16 protein-coding genes are annotated in these 20641 nt (G+C 70.9%); 8 read left to right on the top strand and 8 right to left on the bottom strand.

Features of this window, described 5'->3' with window-relative positions; all coding sequences use genetic code 11:
- The first annotated feature begins 143 nt into the window (after positions 1 to 143).
- Genes C5B99_RS02490 through C5B99_RS02480 form a run of 3 tightly spaced genes read left to right on the top strand, consistent with a single transcriptional unit; the run spans position 144 to position 3432 of the window.
- Positions 144 to 707, top strand: a complete 564-nt coding sequence (locus tag C5B99_RS02490; protein WP_104240192.1) for an ECF transporter S component — start codon at positions 144 to 146, stop codon at positions 705 to 707.
- Positions 704 to 2566: an ABC transporter ATP-binding protein gene (locus tag C5B99_RS02485; RefSeq protein ID WP_104240191.1), complete on the top strand. Its 1863-nt coding sequence runs from the start codon at positions 704 to 706 to the stop codon at positions 2564 to 2566. Before C5B99_RS02490 ends, C5B99_RS02485 begins: the two co-directional genes overlap by 4 nt.
- The gene (locus C5B99_RS02480) at positions 2563 to 3432 is read left to right on the top strand and encodes an energy-coupling factor transporter transmembrane component T (protein WP_104240190.1); all 870 of its coding nucleotides are present in this window, start codon (positions 2563 to 2565) and stop codon (positions 3430 to 3432) included. Before C5B99_RS02485 ends, C5B99_RS02480 begins: the two co-directional genes overlap by 4 nt.
- Before the next feature lie 31 nt (positions 3433 to 3463).
- Here the strand turns inward: C5B99_RS02480 and C5B99_RS02475 are convergent, their stop codons facing one another.
- The 6 genes from C5B99_RS02475 to C5B99_RS02450 all read right to left on the bottom strand — a co-directional run bounded on the left by C5B99_RS02475 (position 3464) and on the right by C5B99_RS02450 (position 11011).
- Positions 3464 to 3799, bottom strand: a complete 336-nt coding sequence (locus C5B99_RS02475) for a hypothetical protein (RefSeq protein ID WP_104240189.1) — start codon at positions 3797 to 3799, stop codon at positions 3464 to 3466.
- A gap of 114 nt (positions 3800 to 3913) precedes the next feature.
- Positions 3914 to 6019, bottom strand: a complete 2106-nt coding sequence (locus tag C5B99_RS02470) for a DEAD/DEAH box helicase (protein WP_104240188.1) — start codon at positions 6017 to 6019, stop codon at positions 3914 to 3916.
- A 129-nt stretch (positions 6020 to 6148) separates the two neighbouring features.
- The gene (locus C5B99_RS02465) at positions 6149 to 6928 is read right to left on the bottom strand and encodes a hypothetical protein (RefSeq protein WP_258063008.1); all 780 of its coding nucleotides are present in this window, start codon (positions 6926 to 6928) and stop codon (positions 6149 to 6151) included.
- Complete coding sequence (locus C5B99_RS02460; protein ID WP_104240187.1) at positions 6904 to 8739, bottom strand: polysaccharide deacetylase family protein; 1836 nt, start codon at positions 8737 to 8739, stop codon at positions 6904 to 6906. The genes C5B99_RS02465 and C5B99_RS02460 overlap by 25 nt, the downstream gene beginning before the upstream one ends.
- Positions 8736 to 9716: an NAD-dependent epimerase/dehydratase family protein gene (locus C5B99_RS02455; RefSeq protein WP_104240186.1), complete on the bottom strand. Its 981-nt coding sequence runs from the start codon at positions 9714 to 9716 to the stop codon at positions 8736 to 8738. Before C5B99_RS02455 ends, C5B99_RS02460 begins: the two co-directional genes overlap by 4 nt.
- Positions 9717 to 9739: 23 nt before the next feature.
- Positions 9740 to 11011 carry a nucleotide sugar dehydrogenase gene (locus C5B99_RS02450; RefSeq protein ID WP_219819606.1) on the bottom strand — a complete coding sequence of 424 codons (1272 nt, stop codon included), beginning with the start codon at positions 11009 to 11011 and terminating at the stop codon, positions 9740 to 9742.
- Between the two features lie 326 nt (positions 11012 to 11337).
- Here C5B99_RS02450 and C5B99_RS02445 point away from each other — a divergent pair, with 326 nt between their 5' ends.
- Complete coding sequence (locus tag C5B99_RS02445; protein WP_181064913.1) at positions 11338 to 12600, top strand: glycosyltransferase family 2 protein; 1263 nt, start codon at positions 11338 to 11340, stop codon at positions 12598 to 12600.
- Here the strand turns inward: C5B99_RS02445 and C5B99_RS19135 are convergent.
- A complete protein-coding gene (locus tag C5B99_RS19135; protein ID WP_258063007.1) occupies positions 12597 to 16058 on the bottom strand; it encodes an efflux RND transporter permease subunit in 3462 nt (1153 codons plus the stop codon). The genes C5B99_RS02445 and C5B99_RS19135 overlap by 4 nt on opposite strands.
- Positions 16059 to 16186: 128 nt before the next feature.
- A complete protein-coding gene (locus C5B99_RS02435) occupies positions 16187 to 17278 on the bottom strand; it encodes a YdcF family protein (protein WP_104240183.1) in 1092 nt (363 codons plus the stop codon).
- Between the two features lie 207 nt (positions 17279 to 17485).
- Between C5B99_RS02435 and C5B99_RS02430 the strand changes: the two genes are divergently transcribed.
- The 4 genes from C5B99_RS02430 (at position 17486) to C5B99_RS02415 (ending at position 20617) form a co-directional block, all read left to right on the top strand.
- Positions 17486 to 18463 carry a hypothetical protein gene (locus C5B99_RS02430; RefSeq protein WP_146081916.1) on the top strand — a complete coding sequence of 326 codons (978 nt, stop codon included), beginning with the start codon at positions 17486 to 17488 and terminating at the stop codon, positions 18461 to 18463.
- Entirely contained in the window at positions 18460 to 19497 is a 1038-nt protein-coding gene (locus tag C5B99_RS19805) for a PadR family transcriptional regulator (protein ID WP_104240181.1), read from the top strand. The genes C5B99_RS02430 and C5B99_RS19805 overlap by 4 nt, the downstream gene beginning before the upstream one ends.
- Before the next feature lie 140 nt (positions 19498 to 19637).
- Positions 19638 to 20153, top strand: coding sequence for a CrcB family protein (locus tag C5B99_RS02420; protein WP_181064911.1), 516 nt, complete (start codon positions 19638 to 19640; stop codon positions 20151 to 20153).
- Positions 20153 to 20617, top strand: a complete 465-nt coding sequence (locus C5B99_RS02415) for a CrcB family protein (RefSeq protein WP_104240179.1) — start codon at positions 20153 to 20155, stop codon at positions 20615 to 20617. Before C5B99_RS02420 ends, C5B99_RS02415 begins: the two co-directional genes overlap by 1 nt.
- Positions 20618 to 20641: the final 24 nt, after the last annotated feature.

Genomic DNA, 20641 nt, shown 5'->3' with positions numbered 1-20641 from the left:
GGGGAACGTCACCCAGGCATCCGCGAATACCCAGGCTATCAAGCCCGGAGCCCCGTCGCGCGACTCGCTCTACATTTTGTAGACTTGGGTCAGCCCGTGACCCCAGCGGGACCGTATCCCGCTGAGGGAAGGCGTGGAGCCCAATGAGAACCGTCAGCACTCGTCTGCTCATGAGCTGTGCCGCGATCGGCGTCGCCGGCGGCGTGGTGTTCACCGTCAACGCCTACATCGGCGGCGCGGTCTCGAACCTGCTCCCGCTGGTCTACGGCCTCACGATCGGCCTCTACTTCATTCCCGGAGCCCTGGCCCAGGCGCTCTTCCGTCGGCCTTGGGTCGGCCTCATCACCTCTGCCCTCGCCGGGCTCGTCGCGAGCCCGTTCCAGCCGATCGCCTTCGGGGCGTTCCTCATCGGCGTCGGCATCGGCGTCCTGCAGGAGCTGCCGTTCCTCATCACCCGGTATCGGCGCTGGCAGGCGTGGCTGTTCCTCGCGGGCGCGGCCTTCGCCGGCCTCATCATGACCGCGGCCGCGTTCCGCATCCTCGGTGGCGGCGAGTACGACGTGCTCGGCACGGTGCTGCTCATCGGCAGCTTCTTCATCTCGCCCCCGCTCTGCACCATGCTCGCGGTGTGGCTCGCGAAGCAGCTCGAGCGAGCGGGCATCGGCCGCGACCTGCGCCTCGCCGAAGACCGCAGAGCAGCCAGGTGACGACCCCGCTGCTGCGAGTCGAGCACCTCTCCGTCACCCACTTCGACGCTTCGGCCGCGCGCCCCCACGACGTCTCGTTCTCGATCTCGCGCGGCGAGGCGGTCCTGCTGCTCGGCCCGTCCGGCTGCGGGAAGTCGACCCTCGCGAGAGCCCTCAACGGGCTCATCCCCCAGTCGCTGGGAGCCGAGGTGACCGGGCGCGTCCTGCTCGCCGACTCCGAACCCGGCGCCGGGTGGCACGATGTCGCCGAGCTCGGCGTCGCGGCCGCCAGCCAGCAGGTCGCCATGGTGTTCCAGGATGCGGACGCCCAGATCGTCACCGGGCAGGTCTTCGACGAGGTCGCCTTCGGCCCGGAGAACCTGCGACTGCCCGTTCCGGACATCGAGGAGCGCGTCGAGCGGGCGCTCCGCCAGCTCGGCCTCTGGGACCGCCGCGAGGACTCCCCAGACATCCTGTCCGGCGGAGGACGGCAACGGCTGGCCATCGCGAGCGCCCTCGCCATGGGCTCGCCCCTGCTTGTCCTCGACGAGCCGACCGCGAACCTCGACCAGACCGCGAAGCACTCCATCTACCTCGCCCTCGGCGAGCTCGTGCGCGCGGGCACGCACGGCCTGCTGCTCATCGAGCACGACCTCGACGAAGCCCTCACCATCGCGACGCGCGTCATCGTCCTCGACGCCGAGGGGCGGCTCGCCTTCGACGGCGCACCACGCGAGGTCTTCGGGCAGAACGCCGCACGGCTGCGCGAGCTCGGCGTGTGGTTCCCGGTCGCGCACGAGGCCGCGGCGTGCTTCACGGCGGCGGGCTGGGATCTCGGCCCCGGCCCCCTGCCCCTGCTCGGCAGCGAGCTCGCGCGGCGTCTCGAGCGGGTGGATCGCGCATCGCTGCCCGACTCCAGCGGCGGCGGCGCGCATCGGCGTGAGCTGCCGCCTCCTGCGGAGGCTGAAGCGGGTGCCGGCGCCAGCGAGCTGCCGCAGCAGTCGGACGCCCTGCCGATCACGGGCCTGGCCGGGAAGCGGGCTCCCGGGGAGCCAGCTCCCCGGCTCGAGACCCGTGCGCTCACGGTGACGCGGGGCCGCACACGCGTGCTCGGCCCCGTCTCCCTGAGCATCCAGCCGGGCTCGATCACGGCCGTCGTCGGCCACAACGGAGCAGGCAAGTCAAGCCTGCTCCAGGCGCTCGCCGGAGTCCGCCGGGCACCGCGCGGCACGGTCCTCCTCGACGGACAGGACACGGCTCGCATGCGGGCGGGCGCGCTGCGCACGCGCGTCGGCTACGTCTTCCAGAACCCGGAGCACCAGTTCCTCACGCACACGGTGCGCGACGAGCTCGCCTTCGAGATCGAGCGCGGGGCGGCGGATGCCCAGACCCGCGTCGACGAAATGCTCGAGCGCTTCGGCCTCGCCGAGCACGCGGACCGGCACCCCTTCCTCCTCTCCGGGGGACAGAAGCGAAGGCTCACGGTGGCCGCCGCGCTCCTCGACGGTGCCGACGTGCTGGTGTTGGATGAGCCGACGTTCGGACAGGACCGGGCGCGTGCGGAAGAGCTCGTCGCCCTCCTGCGGGAGCTGCACCGGGACGGGGCGACGCTGGTGCTCGCGACCCACGACCTGCAGCTCGTCACGGAGCTCGCCACGCACCTGCTTGTCCTCGACGGTGGGGTGGTGGCGGCGCACGGCGAGGTGAACCGGGTCGTGGCCTCCGGGGCGCTCGAGGCCGCGGGGCTCGGCCTGCCCCCTCTGCCCCGAGCGCTCGCCGGGGTGCACCGGCACTCCTACCTGCGCGAGATCACGTCGATCTCGCAGCTGGAAGCCGCGCTCGCTCGCCACCCGGACATCCACGACGGCGGCGCCCCGTGAGTGGCGCCGGGAACGCCCTCGTCTCGCGCCCGAGCGTCGATCGCTCCCGTCGTGAGCACCTGCCGTGGCTGCACCGGCGCACCCCGCTCGTGAAGATCGCGGCGACGCTGCCCGCCATCGTCGCGATGTTCGTCGTGCGGGACGCGTTCAGCCCGGCCCTCCTGATCCTGCTCTGCGCGCTGGTCATCCTCAGCGGCACTCGCCTGTCGGGACGCGGCACACTGCTGCTGATCGTGGGCGTTCCCGTCGTACTGTCCGTGCTCTCGGTGACGCTCGGGGTCTGGGTCGACCCGAGCGTTGCGGCGGAGACGTCGAGTGCCGCTCCCCTGCTCGCGGCGGTCGGGCTCGACGGGGCATCCACGATCTTCGAGATCGTGGGGCGCCCGTTCACGGTCGCCGCCTGGGCGACGGGTCTCGGCACGGCGCTGCGCCTCGTCGCGATCGTGCTGCTGTCGCTCGTGGGCGGCATCGCCACCGCCGGGGACGACTTCGTGCGCTCCCTGGTGCAGCACCTCCGTGTGCCCTACCGCTTCGGCTACGCGGCGATGGCGGCGTTCCGGTTCGTGCCGAGGTTCCAGTCGGAACTCGACGTGATCCGGGCAGCTCGCCGCGTGCGCGGCATCGACCGCGGACGCGGGCCCATCGCGTGGCTGCGCTCCCAGCTGGACGTCGCCATCCCGCTGCTCGCAGGCGCACTGCGGCACGCCGACCGGGTTGCCCTGTCGATGGACGCACGCGCCTTCGGGTTCGCAAGGACACGCACCGAGCGTCACGTGCTGCAGACGGATACGGGCGATTGGGTGCTCCTGCCCATCGCCTGGGCGGCCACGACCCTCGCGCTCATCGCGCCGAGCCTGCTGAGCTGACGCCGCGCGCCGAAGCGCAGCAGAGCCCGCGCTACTCGGCGGTGTTCTGCCCGAAGTTGCTCTCGGCCACACCCGACTCGTCCGGGCCGGTTGCGAAGCGCGTGTCGTGCGCCTCCGCCTCCTCGACCTCCGCCTCGAGCTGCTCCGGGGTGTCGGCCTGCTCCGGCTCGAAGAGCGAGCCGGCGTCGGGGAAGAGGTTGCCGTCGCCGTGTGCGCGCTCGTTCTCGAGCTGCTCTGTGCTCATGCGAGCCGAGCTCGCCTGCGCCGCACGCTCGCCGGCAGAGCCTTCGCCGTTCGCTGCGACGTCTTCGCCTGCACTCGCCTGGTCTGCCCGCGCCTGCGGGTCGTTCGCCTGCTGTTCGCTCATGCGCGCAACGCTACGCGGGCTTCATCAACGTTCCGCGTGCGCCGCGAAGACGGATGCCCCTCGGGCTGGAGCAGCGTCCATCCCGAGGGGCATCTGTCATCTGCGTTCGGCAGGTCAGTCGGCGTAGGCCATGAAGGCGTCGAGCTCGGCGCCACCCGGGCGTGCCGGGATCATGGGAGCCTCGATCTCGGCGCGCTCGAGCAGCTCCGACATCCGGCGACGGCGCTGCTTCGGGATGACCGTGACGACGGTGCCGCGCTGACCCGCGCGGCCCGTGCGGCCCGAACGGTGCAGGTACGACTTGTACTCCTCGGGCATGTCCGACTGGATGACCAGGCGGATGTCGTCGACGTGGATGCCTCGCGCGGCGACGTCGGTCGCGACGAGCACGTTGACCTTGCCGCTCGTGAGGAGTCGCAGGTTGTGCGTGCGGCGACCCTGCGTGAGGTCTCCGTGGAGGGCGGCCGCGGGAACGCCGGCCATCGAGAGCTCGGTCGCGAGGCCTTCTGCGGCCACACGGGTCTTCGTGAAGATGAGGACCCGTCCGCCCGAGCCGGCGAGCTGCTCGATCACGGCACGCTTGTCGTCGCGTTCGACGACGAGCACGCTGTGGTCGATGTCGGTGTGCTGCTCCTCCTCACCGGCCACCTCGTGCACCGATGGCTTCTTGAGGAACTCCGTGACGAGCCGCTGCACGGCGGCGTCGAGCGTCGCCGAGAACAGCAGTCGCTGACCACCCGGCATCGTCATGCGGAGGATGCGCTGCACCGGCTCCAGGAACCCGAGGTCGCACATCTGGTCGGCTTCGTCCAGCACCGTGATCTCGACCTGGTCGAGGCGCAGGAAGCCCTGGCGCTCGAGGTCCTCGATGCGGCCGGGCGTGCCGATGACGATGTCGACGCCGCGCCCAAGGGCCGTGACCTGCCGTTGCTGCGGCACGCCGCCGTAGACCTGGGTCGTGAAGAGGCCGACGCTGCGGGCGATGGGCTGGATCGTCCGGTCGATCTGGAGGGCGAGCTCGCGAGTGGGCGCGACGATGAGGGCGCGGGGTGCGCGCCCGATCTTGCGCTTGCTCGCGTCGGCGTCGCGTCCGCGGGCCACGCTGAGGCGCTGCACGAGTGCGGCGCCGAACGCGATCGTCTTGCCGCTGCCCGTGCGGCCACGGCCGAGGACATCTCGACCGTGGATCGCATCCGGGATCGTGGAGGCCTGGATGGGGAACGGGCTCGGCGCACCGAGTTCGGCCAGCGCGTCGACGATGTTCGCGTCGAGACCGAGGTCGCCGAAGCTCAGGCCGTCGGCGTTCTTCGCGCCGACCGCGGTCGGGGCGAGGCGCTCGAGCACGCGGTCCTCGTCGTGGGAGGGGGCACGGCCGGCAGCTGACTGGCTGTGACTGCGGTAGTCCTGGATGGCCCCGCGCTGCGGCTGGTTCGCGCCTGGCGCCGTCGGGTCGAAGTGCTTCGCGCTGCGGTCACCGCGGGAACCCGCGGCCGGCTGGCGGCCGTGCGACTGGCGCAGCGCGTCGTGGTGGTGACGGTCGATGCGTTCGTTGCGGTCCGAGAACTGGCCGTCGCGACCGCGAGCGCCGCCACGGGCGGGAGCTCCACCGCGGGTGGGTGCGCCTCCGCGAGCGGATGCTGCCCCCTTGCGAGTGCTGTAGCGGTCTTCGCCGCGGGGACGGCTCTGGTCGGAGCTGCGCGAGCTGTCGCGCGAGCGATCGAAGGACTCGGCCCGTCCTGCACCGTCGTAGCCGCCGCGGCGGTCGTCGCCGCCTGCACGGTAGCCACCCCGCCGCTCGTCAGCGCCCGCACCTCGGCCCGTGCCGCGACGGTCATCGCCGGCGGCCGGCCGCGAAGCGCGTCCGTAGCCACCCTGTCGGTCGTCGCTGCGTCCGCCGTAGCCGCCACGGCGGTCGTCGCCGCCTGCACGCGCGCCGGGGCGCCGGTCGTCGCCGCCCGACGAGCCGCCTCGGCGATCGTCACCGCGGTACGAGCCGCGGTCGCCGCCGCCCGTTGAGCCGGAGCCGCGTCGGTCGTCGCGGCCGCCTCGGCGGTCGTCTCCGCCGGCACCGTCGCGGCGGCTCTCGCTCGCCCAGCGCGGGTTTCCGTTGGCGCCAGCGCCGCCACCGGCACGCGCCGGTCGCTCGCCACGACCCGAGGAGTCCTTGGGGATGTAGTTGCTCGCGGGCTTGAACCCGCCCTTTGCTTTGCGCTTGGGCATGTGTGCCTTCTCCAGTCCGGCACGCTGCTCACACAGAATTCGGCGCATGCCCAACTTGCCAGGATACGCGACAATCGGCGGGCTGGCCAGGGTGGCACTCGCGGGCAGGTTCGGCCCGGTGGCCCGTCGCTATCGCGAGGTCGTCACGAGCAGCGACCATGGGCCGTCAGGGACGTCACCCTCGTCCACGAATCGCCAGGAGACGCCGCCCTCCACCCCGTTGGTCGCGGCAAACCCGAGGCAGGAGTTGAGGGCGGGTGAGACGTCCATGCCGGCGCCGCCGTACCGCTCGTTCGCGGGCCTCGCGTCGTGCGCCCCGAAGACGTACTCGGCGTCGTCGTACTCGCCGGGCCCCGCGTCCTGGATCTGGCCGTAGCAGGTCCGCCCGTCGTGCTCGAGCTGCACCCACCGGTTCTTCATGAGGCTGAACGACGGATCCTCGAGCCCGCGGGAGTACGCGGCGTCACCGGCCCACGGCACGACTCGCTGCCGCATCCCGGCCGCCGACGCGTTGTTCACGTCATCGAACGGCAGGTCCAGGTAGAACGGGTTCTCCTCGGCCGTCATCCGTGTCGGAAAGTAGCCGTTCGCCGCGGAGCGAGGCTCGGTCTGGCACACGCCGCCGACCACGGCCCCGTCGCAGCCGCCGTAGCTCGCGTACCAGTCCTTGTCGTAGGTCGAGTACACCTGGCTGCCGTCAGGTGCGTCGGCATCGAAGACCTCCCCGACCCAGAAGGTCGTCGCGGTGATGTCTGTGTGCAGCGGATACTCCCGACCCTGCCCCGCTCCCCACGGGGTGCCCTGGCCCCCGGCGCAAGCGGCGCTGCTGAGGAGGATCAGCAGCGCCGCCGAGATACCGGAGGCTCTCGCGATGCGCCTCCTCGTCACCACCAGCGCGGTGGCTTGCACTTGGACGGCGAGCCGTGCTTGGTGGCCCCTCCGTCAGAGAAGGAGTGCTTCGGGTACGGATCGTAGGAGGACGTGCCCGCTGGGTTGAGGTAGGAGCCCCAGCTTGTGTGGTGGTGGTGGTGGCCCGCGTCGTGGACGGGCCAGGGCTTGGTGCACTTCGGGTCCACCGGCGGTTTGGGCTTCACCGGCGGCTTCGGCTTCACCGGCGGCTTCGGCGGCTTCGGCGTCACGGTCGGCGTGGATGTCGCCGATGTCGACGGAGTTGCCGTGGGCGTCGGCGTCGCGGTCGCAGCCGGCGTGGCGGTCGGCGTGGCGGTCGCGGTCGGCGTCGCAGTCGCAGTCGCACTCGGCGTCGCAGTCGCAACCGGGGTAGGCGTCGCAACCGTCGTCGGCGTCGGCGTCGGCGTCGGCGTCGGCGTCGGCGTCGCGGCCGGGGTCGGCTCGACGGCCCCGGACCCGACCATCGATGCGGCATCGAGGGTGAGCGAGCCGTTCGAGAACACGGTGAGGCCGAACGACAGGGCCGTCGCATCTGCCGGCACGGGCGGCGTCGTCCAGGTGGCGGTGGACGCGGACGCGCTCGGATCGAACCACGGGCTGGAGTCCCAGTAGCGCCACGCGCCACGTGCGTCACGGAGATAGACCGCGAACTGCGTGGCGGTGGTCGAGGCGTACGTCGCGCTCAAGTCGTACACGGCTCCGGGTTCGGCCGCTGGCGCGCATTCGCCGAGGTCGAGGTTCGGCATGAGCGACGAAGAACCGCTCTCGTAGTCGCTGACCGCGACGGTCAGGCCGCCGCCGTCCGCGGTGCGCGTGAACTTGGCGGTGTGCGCGCCCCAGGTATTCGGCGTCCAGCAGCTCGGTGCGGATGCACCTGTCGTCCAGTCGTCGAGCTGGGCGTTCACCACCCGGTTCCCGTCCTTCGCGGTCTGGCCGACAGGCCAGTCGCCCTGCCGAACGGGCTTCGCCTCGCCTCCGATGACTTCGTCGACGGTCTTCACCGCGACTCGACCCGCGGCGGCTTCGTCCCGGAGGTAGCTCGCGAACTGCTCGAGGGTCTGGGTCGTCACCCCGATGCTGGAGCAGCCGACTGTCTCGCACACCCGGTGGAAGGTGATCGGCATCCAGCCACCCGCGGCCTGCGCCTGGACGACCAGCGACTTCAGGTTGTCGAAAGACCACGTCTCCGTGACCTGGGCCGGCGCGAGCAGCGCGAAGGCGTCGAGAGGCGGGATGCTCTCGACCGGTGGGCAGCCGTTGCACCCTTCGTGCGACTCCACGCCGCCGAGGAGTCTCGCGCTGGAGAAGCCGCACTCCTGCACGGCGGCCTTCGCCGACTCGCTGAAGCCCGCGAACGGGTAGGCGAAGCTCGTCGTGACGAAGCCCAGGTCGGCGAGGTTCGCGCGGTCTGTGCACACCTGCCGGACGGCTTCGTCCTTGCTGATGGTCGATAGGTCCACGTGCCCCGTCGTGTGCGAGCCGATCTCGTGTCCCGCGGCGCTGAGACGCGTGAGGTCGCCGGTGGAGAAGTAGCCATCGGTGTTGAGCGCACCGCTCTGCACGAAGAACGTGCCGTCCAGGTCGTAGCGGTCGAGGATGTCCACGCCGAGCAGCTGGTCGATGTTGCCGTCGTCGAAGGTGAGCGAGACCACGGGAAGCGCATCCGCAGCCGGTGCTGACGGGCTGATGGGTGCCGCCCCGGCCCCCGTCGCGAGCACGAGCGAGACCACGATCGCGACGGGCACCGCGAGATGCTCCGCGAGACGGAGCGGCATCGGGCGCCGGCGGGCGACATTCCGCGCGCGCGTCATGCGCGACTCCCCGCCCGCTCCAGGCGGCCACGCACCCCGTCGACGACCGCGTCGACGATCCGCTCCAGCGGAAGACGCGGTTCGTAGCCGATGAGCTCAGCCGCGAGCTGGTTGTTCGGGACTCGCCGCTGCATGTCCTCGTACCCTTCGCCGTACGCCTCCGAGTAGGGCACGAGCGTCACCTCGCTCTCGCTCTCCGTGCGGTCGCGGATGATGCCGGCGAGCTCGAGGATGGACACCTCGCGAGCGCCGCCGAGGTTGACGGCGCGCCCGTGGGCATGCGGTTCCTCGAGCAGGGCGACGAGGGCGGGGGCCACTTCACCCACGTAGCCGAAGCACCGGGTCTGCGTGCCGTCACCGTGGACGGTGAGCGGGGCGCCGGCGATCGCCTGCCTGACCAGGTTCGGCACGACCATGCCGTACCGGCCCGTCTGTCTGGGGCCCACCGTGTTGAACGGGCGCGCGATGGCGACCCGGAGTCCGTGCTCGCGAGCGTAGGCGTGGGCGAACGACTCGTCGAGCCCCTTCGCGGCGGCGTACGTCCACCGCGCGGTGAGCGGAGACCCGAGGATCCGGTCGGCGTCCTCGCTGAGCGCATCCGCCGTGTTCTTGCCGTAGATCTCGCTCGTCGACGCGATCAGGATCTCGGCATCGTGCGTGAGCGACGCCTCCAGCACGTTCTCCGTGCCGTGCAGGTTCGTGCGCAGGCTCCTGAGCGGTTCCCCGAGGATCGTGTGGACGCCCACCGCGGCGGCGAGATGGAACACCCGGTCTGCACGAGCGACCAGGGAGTCGACGAGGTCCTCGTCGAGCACGCTGCCCTCGACGAACTGCAGCGAGTCGATCGAGGTCGCCAGATTGTCGACGCTGCCGGTCGAGAGGTCGTCGAGGACGACGACCTCGTCGCCGCGCGCGACGAGGAGGTCGGTGAGGTGGCTGCCGATGAACCCGGCCCCGCCCGTGATGAGAGTTCTCATGTTCTGGTGTGTCCTTCGTTCTGCTAGATGAGCGCTTGCCCGGTGCGGGCAGGCAGGGTGTAGGTGGCGTCGAGGACGCACTGGTGCTCGCCGAGCCAGGCGAGATCCGTGTCTTCGTGGCGCGTGTGGAGCAGCACGAGATCGGCGTCGAGGAGCTCCTCCTGGCTGCTCGCCGCGAGCAGCTGCCCGTCCGCCAGGCGGATGGACGGCACGTGCGAGTCGATGAACGAGACATGCATCCCCTGCTTGCTCAGGAGCTGGATGATCTCGGTCGCCGTCGATTCGCGGACGTCGGCGACATTCGGCTTGTAGGCGACGCCGAGGACAACCACACGGGCACGGCTCGCGACGACACCGGCGGCGGCGAGCATCGACCCGACTCGAGCCGCGACGCGCTGCGGCCGGTGCGCGAGAGCGTTCATCGCCTCCTCGAGGATCGGCGACGACACCCGATCGGCCCGCAGCTGCCACAGCAGGTAGTGCGGGTCGCACGGGATGCAGTGCCCGCCGACGCCGGGTCCCGGCCGGAACGGCATGAAGCCGTACGGCTTCGTCGCGGCGGCGTCGATGACCTCGGTGACCGGGACGCCCAGCTCTCGGCAGACGCTCGCGAACTCGTTGATGAAGGCGATGTTCACGGCCCTGAAGGAGTTCTCGAGGAGCTTCGACGCCTCGGCGATCTCCAGCGTCTCGACGAGGTGCGGCGAGTCGACGTACTGGCCGAGCGTGGCGGCGGCCAGCTCCGTGCAGCTCGCGGTGAACCCGCCGACGACGCGTGGCACCTCCTCGTGGCCGAACGCCTCGTCGGCGGGGTTGATGCGCTCGGGGCTGAAGGCGACGTGCACGTCGACCCCCGGCTGGAGCCCCCTGGCGATGAGCGGATGCACGAGCAGGTCCCTGGTGCAGCCCACGTACGACGTCGAGGTCAGGATGAGGAGCTGACCTGGCACGGCGGCGTCGAGCACCGCCGAGCAGGCGGACGTCAGCGCGTGGAGGTCTGGCACCGCGTGCGCGTCGATGGGAGTCGGAACGCACACGATGACGGCGCGCGCCCGACTGATCGATGCGACGTCGGAGGTCAGCCACCAGCCCTCGGGCTCGGCGTTCGCGGTTCCGAGTCGAAGCTGATCTCCGGGGACGAGGTCGACGCTCCCCGTTCGCACCGAGGCGAGCCTCGACTCGTCGACGTCGACGCCGAGCACCCTGGAGCCCGCTGCCCGGAAGGCGAGCGCGGTGGGCAGGCCGACGTAGCCGAGGCCCACGATGGCGATATCGAAGTCCCAGACCTGGGACACGGACGGTGGATCGGTGAGCACTGTGTTGACGCGCGACAATTGACGCCCCTTTCGCGACGATGTGAACAGAGACTGGCAGGCTACGAATCCCCCGGCCATCCACCAGCTCTACAACCGAGGCTACCGTCGGAACGGGGTGCGCAAAGGGGCAACTTCTCCGTGAACACCCGCACAACGAGCGGAATGTGGGCCACCTGTCTGGGTTTCCGAACCACCGCATCGAGTGCGGGAGTATTCCGATGCGCACGCATCGACATGGGGAGAAGTCCCCGGTAAGTGATCTTGGAATCCCACCCGAGAAGCGCTCAGCTCGATACACTTCTGCAGTGTCGAACCCAGCGATCCTCCTCGTGGCGCTCGTCGTCTTCCTCTTCGTCGGGGCCAACGCATCGTTCTGGACCGCGGTCTCCGCGGTGCGCGCCCTTCGCGAGCGACGGCTTCGCCTGCACGAGGTGCCGCAGACCCTCACGAGCACAGCCCTCCGACCGAGGGACGTCGCCATCCTCATCGCCGCGCACGACGAGGAACGCGGCATCCAGCGCACCGTGCGCTCGACGGGTCAGCACGTCCCGCGCTCCAACGTGTTCGTCGCCTCGGACGGCTCCCGCGATTCGACCGCCGCCATCGCGAGAGCCGAAGGCGCGAACGTCGTCGACATCTCACCGAACCGCGGCAAGGCGGGGGCACTCGAGCACGCCATCCGATGGTTCAGGCTGGCCGATCGGTTCGAGGTGGTGATGCTGCTCGACGCCGACACGGTCCTCGGCCCGGACTACCTCGACTCCGCGCTGCCGCTCTTCGCCGACGAGCGTGTCGTCGCCGTCGCGGGGACGGCGAGGACCGCACTCTTCCCAGGCCCGACCTCGCGTCTCGGTGACCTCCTCATCACTCACCGCGACCGCATGTACGTCGTCATGCAGTACCTGCTCAAGTTCGGTCAGGCCGCGAGCTTCGCCAACGCCGTGATGATCGTGCCCGGCTTCGCGTCGCTGTACCGCACGCGCATCCTCGCCGAGCTCGACATCGCCGCACCCGGCCTCGTGATCGAGGACTTCAACATGACCTTCGAGGTGCACGCGAAGCGGCTCGGCCGGATCGCCTTCGACCCACGCGTGGCCACGGCGTACACGCAGGACCCGGACACGCTTCGAAGCTACATCGCGCAGGTGCGTCGCTGGAATCTCGGCTTCTGGCAGACCCTCCGGCGCCATTCGCGGATGCAGCCGCGCTTCGGCACCCTGGCCGCGGCGTCGGTGGTCGAGATCACGATCAGCTCGCTGCTCATCGCCCTGGCTCCCCTCCTGGTGCTGGCGTCGTTCACGGTCGGCCTCCCCGAAGTGGTCGCGTGCCCGTCGCTCGAGGAAGCCGCCGCACGTTTTCCCGCGCTCCTGCTGCTCGCCGCGTTCTTCGCAGCGGACCTGGCGCTGACGCTCGTCGCCCTGTGCATCTCACGGCGACTCGCATTCCTGAGATGGGCGCCCCTTCTGCCCGTTCTCCGCTGGCTGGACGCGCTGCTGTGCCTGCAGGCCGCCCTGCTCAGCCTGCGCCGGAGCGGCGACGGCCGTTGGCGGAGTCCCGTTCGCCGCTAGGTGCGCTCCAGCTGGGGTGGCGCGGCGCTCCGCTCCTCGTCGTGTTCGGCGGAGGCGAGCTCCTGCTCGATGCGCTCCTCACGGCGGGCTCGGCGGCGTTCGAGCGGCCCTTCGACGACGGAGTAGAGGGCAGGCAGGACGAGCAGCGTCAGCACCGTGGAGGAGAGCAGCCCGCCGATCACGACGAGCGCGAGCGGCTGCGAGATGAAGCCGCCGTGACCGGTGATGCCGAGTGCCATCGGGGTGAGTGCCAGCATCGTCGCGAGCGCGGTCATGACGATGGGACGGACACGTCTGGCGCCTCCGGCGAGCATCGCCTCGTGCACGGCGAGGCCCCGCTCCCTGAACTGGTTGACGAGGTCGATGAGCACGATGGCGTTGGTCACGACGACGCCGATGAGCATGAGCACGCCGATGAGGGAGGCGACGCCGAGGGGCACACCGCTCGCGAGCTGCAGCAGGATCGCGCCCGTCGCCGCGAACGGCACGGACACGAGCAGGAGCAGCGGCTGCAGGAGGCTCTTGAAGGTGGCCACCATGACGATGTAGACGATGAGGATCGCAGCCAGCAGCGCGAGCCCGAGCTGCTGGAAGGCGGCCGCCTGGTCGGAGCTGACTCCGCCGAGGGCGGCGGTGGCGCCTTCTGGCAGGGTGATCGTGTCGAGCTGCTCGGTGATGAGCGCATTCGCGGAGCTGAGGTTGTCGTCGGTGGGCACGACGGTGACGGAGGCGAGTGGCACCCCGCGCTCGGACGAGATAGAGACGGGCCCGTCGACGATCTCGACGCTCGCGAGCGTCGTGAGCGGGACGGGGCCGAGGGCCGTTGGGATGCTCGTGGCTCGGAGCGCATCGATATTCGCCGGCGGTTCCGACCCGACGAGCACGACCTGGACGCTGGACCCGTCGATCGTGAGCGAGCCGACGGGGGTCGGCTGCAGCTGCTGGGCGACGATCGCCCCGATGGCCGTCTGGCTGAGCCCGTACTGGGCGGCCGTAGCCTGGTCGATGTCCATCTCGACGAACGGTCGGGTCTCGTCGAGGTCGCTCGTGACCTCGCCGAGCTGCTCGACTCCCGCGAGCACGGCGACGACCTGGTCACTGGCCTGGCGGAGGGTCTCGGCATCCGGTGCGGTCAGGTCGACACTGATCGCGCTCGAGAATCCGGCGCTGCCGCCACCGCCGACGGAGATCTCGCCTGCCCCCTCGAGGCCGTCGAGCTCCTCGCGGAGCTCGGCCTGGATGGCGTCGGAGTCGGCGTCGGTTGAGGTGGTCACGGAGAAGCTCGCGCGGGAGGCTCCGCCGCCGGTGAAGAGCGATGCCGCTCCCCCTCCGCCGATCGTGAGCTGCACCGTCTCGACGCCTTCCTTGGCCCTGATGAGGTCTTCCACCTGGGAGGCGGCCTCGCCGGAGGCGGCGAGCGTGAGGTTGGGTTCGAGGGTCTGCGTCACCGTGAAGCTGTTGCTGCCGGTGTTGCCGAGGAAGTTGGTCTTCATGAGCGGCGCGAGTGCGCCCGTGAGGATGAGGATGAGCAGCGCCGCACCGAGCGTGATGAAGGGGCGGCGCAGGGTCCAGCCGAGGACCGGCTCGTAGCCGCGCTGCAGCCAGCTGCTCTCCTCGCTCGATGAGGTGAGCTCGGAGTCGGGGCCGTTCTCCGCGCGGCCGACTGCGGTGGCCTCCTGCTCCGCCTGGCGGCGGAGCGCACGGCGGGGGTGCAGGTCCTCGTCGTCGCTGCGCAGTCCGAGCGGCGCGAACCGACCGGCGTCGCGCTTGGCACGCTCTCGACGCGGGCGCACGCGGACCGGCTCGATGGGAGCCTCATCGCCGCCCGCAGCGGGGAGCGGCTCCTGCGCGGTGACGCTGCCCGAGGTGCGTGTGGCCTCGCTCGCGAGGACCGCCTCGCGGTCTCGAGCGGTCTCGCCTTCGGGGGTGCTGCCTCCGGCCCAGGTCTCCGCCGTGCCGACGCGGGCGCGGCGCTTGCGATGCCGCCCTCCGAGCATCCAGTAGGCGAGCACGGGGACGATCGTGAGCGAGACGAGGAGCGACGCGAGGAGCGCGATGACGCTCGTGAGGGCGAACGGACGGAAGAGCTCTCCGGAGATGTCGCCGACGAATGCGATGGGCAGGTAGACGGCGACGGTTGCGATCGTGGCGCTCGTGACGGCGGTCGCGACTTCGCGGACCGCCTCCGTGATGACGCGCACGCGCTCGGTGCCGCGCAGGCTCGCATCCGGGTGCATCGACATGTGCCGCTTGATGTTCTCGATGACGACGATCGAGTCGTCGACGACTCGCCCGATCGCGATGGTGAGGGCGCCGAGCGTGAGGATGTTGAGCGAGTACTCGGCGGCCTGCAGGCCGATGAAGGTCACGAGCAGCGAGGTCGGTATGGAGATCGCCGTGACGAGCGTCGCGCGGAAGGACAGCAGGAAGACGAAGATGACGATGACCGCGAAGACAAGGCCGAGGAGGCCTTCCACGACGAGGGTGTCGATGGACTGCTGGATGAACGGGGCCTGGTCGAAGACGATCTGCAGGGTCGCTCCCCCGCCGATGGATGCCTGCAGCGCCGGGAGCGCGTCCCGGACCGCCTGCGACACCTCGACGGTGTTGGCGTTCGCGAGCTTCGTGACGGACACCGTGAGGGCGTCCTCGCCGTTGACGCGGGAGATGGAGGTCGCGGGCTCCGGCCCGAGCTCGAGGGCCGCGACGTCGCCGAGGGTCGTCGTGGCGGGGGTGGCCCCGCTGAGGGGCAGAGCGGCGATGGCGTCGACGTTGTCGAGCAGCGTTCCGGCCTGCACGGTGAGGGCGTCGTCACCCTCGGTGATCTGTCCGATGGGGATCAGCGTGCCTGCCGCGTCGAGCGTGTCGCGGATGCTCTGGACGCTGGCTCCCGCCCCCGCGAGCGCCGCCTGGTCTGGCGTGATCTCGATGCGGGAGACCGGCGCACCGCTGACGGCCGCCTCTCGGACGCCATCGAGCTCGGTCAGCCCTGGCACGGTCGAGCTCTCGAGGCTGGCCGCGAGCTCCTCCGTGCTCGTGCCGCCTGTCGCAGCGATCTGGATGACCGGGAAGTCGTCGATCGAGCCGCTCAGCACGGTCGTCTCCGTACCTTCCGGCAGCTGGCTCTCGATGCGGTTGAGCGCCTGCTGGATGCGCTGCTCGGCGTAGACGGTGTCGGTGCCGTACTCGAACTCGACCGTCACCGACGAGAAGTTCGCGCTGGAGGTGACCTGCGTCGAGGAGAGCCCCTGAAGCCCCTGAAGGGAGGTCTCGACGAGCCTGGACACGTCCTCGTCGACGATCTCCGGCGATGCGCCCGGGTAGCTCGTCACGACCGACACGATCGGCAGGGAGACCGAGGGAATGAGCTCCTGCTTGAGCGAGGTCATGGACAGTCCGCCGAAGAGGAGCACGGAGAGCGTCACGAGGGCGATCAGCGCGCGGTTCTTCAAGCTCATCTCAGCGAGTTTGTGCACTCCGTCAGTGTCGCACGCACCGCCGACACAGCCGGGGACCCCGCTGAGTGCGTCCCGAATCCGCGGTTCGGGTCGCGCTCGCCGATCAGCCGCGCCGACCGATGGCGGGATCAGCCGTTGCCGAGCGCGACCCAGAGGCTGAGCGCAGGGATCGGGAACGCGAAGAGCACCCCGGCAACGAGGTTGAGCAGCCAGTAGCGCCTGAGGATCGCCGCGAACTCCCGCAGGATCGCGCTCGGCCAGTAGTAGCGGGCGACGGGTGCCTGCACTGCCTGCGCATCGATGCCGAGCTCCCTGGCGAGCATCGCGGCGCGCATGGCGTGGTAGCTGCTCGTCGCGATGATGCCGGGGCCGGTGACACCCTCGCGCTCGAGGATCCGCGACGTGAAGCGGAGGTTCTCCTCGGTGTTGACCGATTCCTCCTCGCTCAGGATGCGCGGCTCGGCGGCGTTCCCCGCCATCGGCAGGGCCCCTTGGCGCCCGTCGGCGCCGGAGTTGGCGGGGTCGGCGTCGGCGGAGTCGGCGTTGGCGGGGTCGAGCGCCCACTCGCGCATGGCGCGCCCCTCCGCGAGCGCCTCGTCGCCGCCCTGCCCGCCGGACATGACGACGACGGAGGCCCCGACCCGGTGCGCCGCATCCAGGCCCGCCCGGATGCGCGCGGCGAGCAGCGGCGGCACGCGTCGCCCTCCGCTGAGGCCGGAGCCGAGCACGACGACCCAGGTGCCGACGGCACCGCGAACGAGCCGCGAGTAGAGCCACGAGTAGGCGAGGAACAGGGCGAACGCCGCCCCGAGGTAGGCGGCTCCGGCCGCGAGGAGGAGCGCGATGGAGATGAAGACGTCGTCGCCGACGAGGATGGCCGCGAACGGCAGCGCCGCCAGCGCCGTCAGGATGACGGCCAAGACGAGGGACAGCAGGTTCCCCAGCGAGCGCCCCTCGCGTCGGATCATGCGGGCCCCATTCACGTACAGCAGCACGATGAGCGCCAGCAGTAGAGCGGGCGAGAGCACGAAGGGCAGCCACGTCAGCGTGCTGACGAGCATCGACACCTGACCGTCGAAGCTGGAGACGGCGCTGATGAGGACGACGGCCGCGGCGACGATCCACACGCCGTTGCTGAGGCGTCGAGGCTCGTTCCTCGTGCGCCGCACGGCGATGAAGGCCAGTCCCGCGCCGACGACGAGGGTGAGCAGCACCGACACCCATGACAGTTCCTGCGTGATGATGTCCTGCTCCCTCGCGACACACCCGCCGGGGGCCGCCGACGGTGCGCCCAGTATGCCGCACGCCAGAAGCCAGCTGAGAGAGTCGCGAGCGCACGCGAATCCCCAGACTCGCGATATAACGTGACTTGCAGTCGTCGGGCGCGAAGCCCGCGCGCATCAAGAACCCTTTCCCGAGGAGCAGCAGTGGCTATTGAACAGTGGATCGTGGACGGACCCCGCGTCATCGACGTGCAGACCGTCCGCAGCGTTCGCGCGAGACTCGCAGGCGGCGCCATCAGCGTGCTCGCGCACGACGAGCCGAGCACCCGCATCGAGGTGTCCGGCATCACCGGCCGCGATCTGAAGATCGCCATCGACGGAGACCAGCTCCTCATCGACCATCCGCAGCTGTCCTGGACCGACGTGCAGACCTCGGCGAAGACCATCTGGAACCAGCCGAACGTCGTCGTGAGCGTGCTCGTCCCCGCCGGCGTCGACGTCGACGTGCTCGGCGTCAGCGCGGAGGTGCTCGTCGCCGGGATCAGCGGACGCATCGACATCAACACAGTCGGCGGAGAGCAGTTCCTCGACGCGACCCGCGGCGAGCTGCACCTCAACTCCATCGGCGGCGAGATCAGCGTCCGCGGCCACGCTGGGACGGCCGTCGTGAAGACCGCATCGGGGGACGTCACCGCCACCGGATCTCTCGTGAGCTTCGACGGCAGCACCGTCTCGGGTGCCACGATCGTCGACGTCACCTCTGGCGCCCCCAGCCTCATCGCGAACAGGTCCGTCAGCGGCGCCACCACGGTGCGCCTCCCCGGCGGCACCCACCCCAGCTACCAGGTCTCCACGGTCGGCTCCTCCGTGCAGCTCGACGGCCTCCACCTCGAACCGCTGCGCGGGACCACGTACCGCTCCGAGCCCACCGAGGGCGCCGTCACCGACGTGCGCATCAGTACGGTCACCGGTCGAGTCTCCGTGCTCCTCTCCGCCCGCACTCCGCGGGCAGGAGATGCGCCAGCGGACTTCGACGAGCGCATCGACGCCCGCATCGCGACCAGCCCCGTTCCCGACGGCGTCCCCGCCGGGGATGGCGACCGCGAGGCCGCGGCCCCTGCATCCGAGAACGCGGGCGACGAGCCCGAGAACGACACCACACAGCCGGGAGGCACCGCGTGACCCCGCCAGTCTTCGCCCACGGACACCTTCGCCTCTACCTGCTGAGCCTGCTCGAAGACCAGCCGCGCCACGGCTACGAGCTCATCCAGGCGCTCTCCGAGCGCTTCGACGGCACGTACTCGCCAAGCGCCGGCACCATCTACCCGCGCCTCGCGAAGCTCGAGGAGGAAGGGCTCGTCACCAAGCACAACGACGGCCGCAAGAGCGTCTACCGCATCACGGAAGCCGGCCGGCGTGAGCTCGATTCGCGCCGAGAGGAACTCGCCTCCATCGAGCAGGACGTCGACTCGTCGGTCCGCCGTCTCGCCGCCGACGTCCGCCACGGGCTCGCGAGTGCCCGCGAGGAGCTGCGTGCCGAGTTCGCGCGACTCGCCCAGGAGCTCGGGCCGGATGCACGTGCCGGGTTCGAGAAGGCCGCGAGCGCGGGAGCAGCGGGAGCCGCATCCGCTCGTGGCTTCTTCTCCGGCGCAGGCAAGGGATGGGATGCGCCGCGCGAGAACCCGATCACGACGCCAGGCGACACACCGCCCGGCTTCGTGCCACCGGGATTCACGCGCGGCTCGAGCGCCGCGGGCGAACCGCGCCCGCAGGACCCGCCCCGGCCCCCAGCGGGACCAGACGCACCTGGAGCCCCCGAGGCGCCGCAGACGCCGCAGGCCCCGACGGCAGCGGGCGACGGCCACCGAACGCATGGGCGCTACGACACGTGGTCCTCCGCGAGCAGCTCGCACGTCTGGAGCAGCGGCACGGCAGACGACGGGGCCTCAAGATCCGAGCCAGGAGGCGACAGCCGGCCGCCGCGAGACGCCCTGCGCGCGCAGCTCGAGGCTCTGTCTCAGGCCGACCTGGTGCTCAACCGGTTCCGACACGAGCTGCGGCAGGAGCTGCGCGCCGCGCAGAGCGAGCAGCGGCTCTCCCCCGGCATCGTGACGTTCCTCGACCAGGAGCTGGAGCGAGTGCGAGAGCGCATCTCGCACGCCCTCGGCTCGCGTGACGACAGGAGCGGCGACGGCGGGGGCACTTCCGACGCCTGAGCCGTCGCACAGGCGCACACCAGGCGCCGGGCGAGGGGCGCTCTCCACCACGGGGAGCGCCCCTCGCCTTGGGCACGCCGCAGGATCGCCGCCGCCGCGGGCTGGTGGCGCCCGGCCCAGCCCGGGAGTACGGTTGCCGCGTGCGTTCGCCTGCCCGCCTCCTCCTCGCCGTGTTCCTCGGCGGCGCCCTCGGGACGCTCGCGCGCGTCTGGCTGACGTCCCTGACGTCGATGTCGATGCTCGATGGCGACCAGACGCTGTACGTGCCACTCTCCGCGAACCTGCACGTTCTCGACTCCGACATCGTCGCGGCGCTCATCGCCAACGTGGCCGGGTCCCTCGCGCTCGGCATCGTCGCGGGAGCGCACTGGCCGGAGCGGCTGGCCACGTTGCGCGCGGCCCTCGGCCCCGGCTTCTGCGGCGGCTTCACCACGTTCTCCCTCATCGCCCTGGCGCTCGCCCTCGTCTTCTCGAACTCCGGCTGGGCGGTCGTCGCGTTCGCGGCCGGCACCGTCGGCGGCATCCTCGCCATCGTCGCGGGGCGAGCCATCGGCCGTCGCGTCTCCCCTCCGCCAGGTGCTGGCCGAGGCCCGGTCGCGCCGAGCCACGACACGTTCGGCCCCGACGGCGGAGCGCCAGCTGGCGGGGTGCGCTGATGGACGTCCTCGTGCTCCTGGCGGTCGGGCTCGCAGGGGGCCTCGGCGCCTGCATCCGGTACGTCGCCGTCGAAGGGTGGCCGCGGATGCGCCAGCCGGCATCGGCGATCTCCACCGCCCACCCATCGAGCCCGCAGGGCGCAGCCGCACCGCGCCGCGTCGCCCCGGAGTGGCGGCTCATGATCGTGAACGTCGTCGCGTCGCTCATCGCCGGCCTCGCGGCAGGCCTGCTCCCACTTCCCACCGTCGCGTCGATGCTCGTCATCTCCGGCTTCTGCGGGGGCATGAGCTCGTGGAGCTCCGTCATGCTCGACGCGACGAACGCGTTGGGCGCCCGCAAGATCGGCAAGGCCGCGATCATCGTGATCGTCCAGATGCTCTGGGGAGTGCTCGCGGCGCTGATCGGCGTGACCGTCGGCCAGCTGCTCGGCGAGAGCCTCGGGCTTGGGATGCTCGGCTGGTAGACCCCGGCCGCGGCGCCAGCGGTC

It is taken from the genome of Pseudoclavibacter sp. Z016, from assembly GCF_002931215.1.
Classification (GTDB): domain Bacteria; phylum Actinomycetota; class Actinomycetes; order Actinomycetales; family Microbacteriaceae; genus Pseudoclavibacter.
This window is presented reverse-complemented; position numbering and strand designations above follow the sequence as displayed.